Genomic DNA, 4,999 nt, shown 5'->3' on the forward strand with positions numbered 1-4,999 from the left:
GCGGCAGCGCCGTCCGCGGTGCGTGCGCCCGCGCACGCGAGCTCGTCGGGAGTCCGTGCCCGCCGAGGTGAGCCCACCGATCGCCCGCACCGCAGCGGTCCTGGTCGGGATCGCCCTCGTGGTGATCCTCGCCGAGGTGCTGCTGCTCGTCACGGGTGTCATCGGTGTGGAAACCCTCCCGATTCCCCTCGTGTGGGCACTGATCCTCGTGCCCGTGCCGGGCACCGTCGTGGCCCACATCGCCCTGAACCACGCCTCGAGGACCGAGCGCGAGTGGGACCTCTCCCCAGCGGAGGACCGGCCCGCCGGTGCTGCTGTCGGAGCGGCCACCCGTCTGCCGCGGTGGTGCCTGTGCGCGGGCTACCTCACGACGGCCGTCGCAGTCGTGGTCGGCATCGTCCACGCGATCGAGGTCCTCTAGTCGGAGAGCGCACCCGGAGCGGTGCTCGGGCCAGACACATGGGCACAACGCCCCGGTGCGCCACTCCGGTGGGACACACCGGCGGGACGCAGGGTGCGCCAGCGCAGCGGGGACGTCCCGGTGGGGCGCTCGGCGCGACCGCGCTGGAGGGCCCTAGGATCGACGGGTGAGCGAGGATCCACCTGACGAGAGCGCGCAGCCGGCCGAGGAGCACCCGGAGGACGCCGGGGTCGCACCGGCCGCCGGACCCGACGCCCCCCGCCGGAGCGGGTGGCGGCGGCTGTTCTCGCCGCGACACCTCGTCCAACTCCTGCTGGTCGGCGCGGTCGTCTACGTGGCCATCCCCCTCGTCGGGGAGGCCGACGAGGTCGCCGACGCGCTCGCCCGCGCCAACCCGTGGTGGATGCTCGCCTCACTGGGGTTCGTGTTCCTCGGTGCCGTGTCCGCGGCCCTCGCCATGCGTGCCTGTGCGGGCATCGAGGTGCCCTTCGGATCCGCGGTCGAGGTGCAGGTCGCCGCGAACTTCGTCGGGACCGCCACGCCGGCCAGCGTGGGTTCGATGGCGCTCGCGGTGCGTTTCCTCAACCGCAGGGGCCAGCCCCTGCCACTCGCCACCGCGGCCATCGGCCTGCAGAACGCCGTCCAGTTCCTCGTGCACATCGTGCTGCTGGCCGTCCTCGTGATCTTCGGTGGGGGCAGCGTCGAGCTCCTGCACGAGGCTCCGGACGAACACGTGGTGCTCGCGATCACCGGCATCGTCCTGGTCCTCGCCGCCGTCGCCCTCGGCGTGCCCCGCCTCCGGGGCGCCCTGACCCGGATGTGGCACCAGCAGGGCCGCGAGATCCTCCACAACCTCTCCGCCCTCGTCCGCACACCCAGTCGACTCAGCGCAGCGGTCCTCGGCGCGGCCGGCACGACGTTGACCAGCGCGGCAGCGCTGTGGGCCGTGATCCTCGCCGTCTCGGGCGGCAACCACCCCGTTGTCGCCGCGTTCACCACGATGGTCGGGGCGACCCTCGCGGGCGCGGCCCCGACGCCCGGCGGGATCGGCGCCGTGGAGGCCGCGCTCGTGGCGAGCATGACCGCCTTCGGACTCGGACCGAGCACCGCACTCGCTGCGGCCTTCGGGTACCGGATCACCAGCACATGGATCCCGGTCCTCGTCGGCTGGATGCTGTACAACCGCCTCCAGCGCCACCACGAGATCTGACGTCCCACCGGCCTCGGGTCCTGGACCTCGGGCTCCGAGCCCCGGCGGCGCCCGACCCCGCGGTCCCGCGCCCGGCCCGCGAGCGGCGCCCGCTCCCCGAGTGAGGTTCCCCTGAGTCCGGTGGGCGACCTCACCGGGCCCGCACTGCCGCGAACTCCTAGGCTGGTCCCCACTCGGCACGTCGACAAGGAGACCACACTGATGAGCCGGCAACTCCGTTCCGCGACCTCCACCCAGGGGCGCAACATGGCAGGCGCGCGCGCCCTGTGGCGCGCCACCGGCATGGGTGACGACGACTTCGGCAAGCCGATCATCGCCGTCGTCAACTCCTTCACCGAGTTCGTCCCCGGCCACGTCCACCTGCGTGACATCGGCAAGCTGGTCGCCGACTCCATCAAGGAGGCCGGCGGCAACGCCAAGGAGTTCAACACCATCGCGGTCGACGACGGCATCGCCATGGGCCACGGCGGCATGCTCTACTCCCTGCCCTCGCGCGAGGTCATCGCCGACTCCGTGGAGTACATGGTCAACGCCCACTGCGCCGACGCCATGGTCTGCATCTCCAACTGCGACAAGATCACGCCGGGCATGCTCATCGCCGCGATGCGCCTGAACATCCCCGCGATCTTCGTCTCCGGTGGCCCGATGGAGGCCGGCAAGAACATCCCCGCCGAGGACATCATCGGCCCCTCCACCGCAGGTCACGGCAACCTCATCACCGTCATGAACGCCACCGCCGACGACGCGATCTCCGACGACGAGCTGCTGCGCCTGGAGCGCCTGGCCTGCCCGACGTGTGGCTCCTGCTCGGGCATGTTCACCGCGAACTCCATGAACAGCCTCACCGAGGCGCTCGGCCTGTCCCTGCCCGGCAACGGCTCCACCCTGGCCACCCAGGAGGCGCGCCGCGACCTCTTCGTGCGCGCCGGGCAACTGGCCGTGGACCTGTGCCGTCGCTACTACGGGGACGAGGACGACTCCGTCCTGCCGCGTGCCATCGCCACCAAGGACGCCTTCGCCAATGCGATGACCCTGGACATGGCGATGGGAGGGTCCTCCAACACGGTCCTCCACCTGCTGGCCGCGGCCCACGAGGCCGAGGTCGACTTCGACCTGGCCGACATCGCGGACCTGGGGCGCACCGTGCCCTGCCTGTCCAAGGTGGCACCGAACCACAACGATTACCACATGGAGGACGTCCACCGGGCCGGCGGGATCCCCGCCATCCTCGGTGAGCTCGACCGGGGTGGCTTCCTGCGCCACACCGTCCACTCCGTGCACTCACCCGACCTCGAGCACTGGCTGGCGGACTGGGACGTGCGCGGCGGGCACGCCACCGAGCAGGCCGTCGAACTGTGGCACGCGGCCCCCGGCAACGTGCGCACCACCGAGGCCTTCTCGACGTCGAACCGCTGGGCCAGCCTGGACCTGGACGCGGAGAACGGCTGCATCCGCGACGTCGAGCACGCCTACACCAAGAGCGGTGGGCTGACGGTCCTCTTCGGGAACCTCGCCCCCGAGGGTGCCATCATCAAGGCGGCCGGCATCGACCCGAGCCTCTTCCACTTCGAGGGCAGCGCCCGCGTCATGGAGTCCCAGGAGGAGGCCATCGACCGCATCCTCGACAAGACGGTGCAGGCCGGCGACGTCGTCGTCATCCGCTACGAGGGCCCCGCCGGGGGCCCGGGCATGCAGGAGATGCTCTACCCGACCTCCTTCATCAAGGGCCGTGGGCTGGGCAAGGCCTGCGCGCTCATCACCGACGGCCGCTTCTCCGGGGGCACCTCGGGGGTGTCTGTGGGTCACATCTCGCCCGAGGCGGCGGCCGGTGGGCTCATCGGCCTCGTCGAGGACGGGGACCGCATCATCATCGACGTGAACGAGGGGCTCCTGCAGCTCGACGTCGACGACGAGGAACTCGAGCGGCGGCGCCTGCGCCAGGAGGAGCGCGAGCACCCCTGGACCCCTGTGTCGCGCGAGCGTGTCGTCTCCCCGGCCCTGCAGCTGTACGCCGCCACCGCCACCTCCGCCTCCACGGGTGCCGCCCGGGACGTCTCCAAGGTGCTGCGCTGAGGACTGCCCTCTCTCCGGGGCCCCGGGCCGGGGCAGCCGTGGGCGGCCGGGGCACTGGGGGCGGCCGGTGCACTGGGGGTTGAGTTCAGGGGCGTTCGTGGGCCCTGGCGCCGCCGGGTCGGTGGTGAGGTCAACCGTGGATGCCGTCTGGTGCACCGGGGGTTGAGTTCAGGGGCGCTTGGGGGCCCCGGCACCGCCGGGTTGGTGGTGAGGTCAACGGTGGATGCCGTCCGGTGCACTGGGGGTTGAGTTCAGGGGCGCTTACGGGCCCCGGCACCGCCGGGTCGGTGGTGAGGTCAACCGTGGATGCCCTCTGGTGCACTGGGGGTCGAGTTCACGGCCCGCATCAGACCTCCGCACGCTGTGCCCGCCCCGGTGCCCTGCGCATGTGGGCCACCGACTCGGCGACGATGCCCCTGAGGACTTCGGGGTCGATGTCGGACAGGCGTGTGATGTACAGGCACGACACCGTACTCGTGTGAGGGCCGAGCGAGGCGAGGGCATCGGAGTGGCGGGCGCAGCCGTCAGGCAGGTAGACGGTCAGACGCGCCTTGCGCGGACTGAAGCCAGCGAGGGCCGCGTCGCCCTCGCGCCCGGATTCGTAGCGGTAGTGGTAGGACCCGAAGCCGATGATGCTCGGACCCCACATGACGGGAGACTCCCCGGTGACCTCACGCATGAGGCGGATGAGGACACGGGCCTCCTCCCTGCGGCGCGGGGGAACGGTCGCCAGGAAGTCGTCGACCGGCACGTCGGTGGGGGCGGTCCTGTTCTGTGCCATGGCAGGAGCGTAGGCGAGGAGCACGCCCGGGCACATGGGGGAGCGGCAGTGCGTCGCCCGTCCACCCACGGGTCCCGTCGACGAGGGCGGCGCCGCCCTCGTCCGCCCCGTGGCGAGGGACCCACGCACACCGCGCGCGGCTGACACACTGTCGCCATGACTCGCGTCTCCCTCTACGACACGACCCTGCGCGACGGTGCCCAGCAGGAGGGCATCAGCCTCTCGGTCACGGACAAGCTGGCAGCGGTGCAGGTGCTCGACGACCTGGGGGTCGACGTCATCGAGGGCGGATGGCCGGGAGCCATCCCCAAGGACACGGAGTTCTTCCGGCGGGCCCGCGACCTCGATCTCTCCCACGCCCGCCTCGCCGCCTTCGGGTCGACGACGAAGCCGGGCGCCGACCCCGCCCACGACCCGCAGGTGGTGGCCCTGCGCGACAGCGGCGCCCCGGTGATCACCCTGGTCGCCAAGGCCGATCCCCGTCACGTCGTCTCCGCGCTGCACACGACCCTGG

At 71.8% G+C, this 4,999-nt stretch carries 4 protein-coding genes and 1 pseudogene; 4 read left to right on the forward strand and 1 reads right to left on the reverse strand.

Annotated elements, in window-relative coordinates:
• From TA90_RS00355 to ilvD, 3 genes are all read left to right on the forward strand, one after another.
• Nucleotides 1-421, forward strand: a 421-nt coding sequence (locus TA90_RS00355) for a hypothetical protein (RefSeq protein WP_222704582.1), incomplete at its 5' end; no start/stop codon positions are given.
• A 166-nt stretch (nt 422-587) separates the two neighbouring features.
• Complete coding sequence (locus TA90_RS00360; protein ID WP_052450313.1) at nt 588-1,631, forward strand: lysylphosphatidylglycerol synthase transmembrane domain-containing protein; 1,044 nt, start codon at nt 588-590, stop codon at nt 1,629-1,631.
• A 201-nt stretch (nt 1,632-1,832) separates the two neighbouring features.
• A complete protein-coding gene (gene ilvD, locus TA90_RS00365) occupies nt 1,833-3,704 on the forward strand; it encodes a dihydroxy-acid dehydratase (protein WP_043534051.1) in 1,872 nt (623 codons plus the stop codon).
• A gap of 346 nt (nt 3,705-4,050) precedes the next feature.
• Here the strand turns inward: ilvD and TA90_RS00370 are convergent, their stop codons facing one another.
• Entirely contained in the window at nt 4,051-4,485 is a 435-nt protein-coding gene (locus tag TA90_RS00370; RefSeq protein ID WP_043534055.1) for a DUF1801 domain-containing protein, read from the reverse strand.
• A gap of 156 nt (nt 4,486-4,641) precedes the next feature.
• Here TA90_RS00370 and TA90_RS00375 point away from each other — a divergent pair.
• Nucleotides 4,642-4,999 (forward strand): annotated as a pseudogene (locus tag TA90_RS00375) (citramalate synthase); the annotation flags it as partial.

This window comes from Actinomyces polynesiensis, from assembly GCF_000820725.1.
Lineage (GTDB): Bacteria > Actinomycetota > Actinomycetes > Actinomycetales > Actinomycetaceae > Pauljensenia > Pauljensenia polynesiensis.